The following is a 511-nucleotide window of genomic DNA, read 5'->3' on the forward strand; positions in this document are numbered from 1 at the left end:
ATAACTCAACCTACGACCTTAGACTAACTATTCCATCAGTTAGCTCCACTAACTTTAAGCGTCCTTCCATCGCACATAATAATTGGTATTGGAATATTAACCAATTTTCCATCGCATACCCCTTTCGGACTTTGCTTAGGACCCGACTAACCCTACGATGACGAGCATCGCGTAGGAAACCTTGGGTTTTCGGCGATCAGGATTCTCACCTGATTTAACGCTACTCATGCCTGCATGCTCACTTGTATTTGCTCCAACGCTCCTTACCGGTACATCTTCAACGCTAAATACAACGCTCTCCTACCACTTAGTAAAACTAAGTCTACGACTTCGGTACTTATTTTAGCCCCGTTATATTTTCCGCGCAAAATCACTAGACCAGTGAGCTATTACGCTATCTTTAAAGGATGGCTGCTTCTAAGCCAACCTCCTGGTTGTTTAAGTAACTTCACATCGTTTTCCACTTAAATAAGATTTTGGGACCTTAGTCGGTAGTCTGGGTTGTTCCCCT

1 rRNA gene is annotated in these 511 nt (G+C 43.2%); it reads right to left on the bottom strand.

From position 1 onward, the window contains the following. Positions 1-511 (bottom strand): 23S ribosomal RNA (locus O6B72_RS09395); the annotation flags it as partial.

Origin of the sequence: Campylobacter ureolyticus, from assembly GCF_027277485.1 — a bacterium.
Classification (GTDB): Bacteria; Campylobacterota; Campylobacteria; order Campylobacterales; family Campylobacteraceae; genus Campylobacter_B; species Campylobacter_B ureolyticus_B.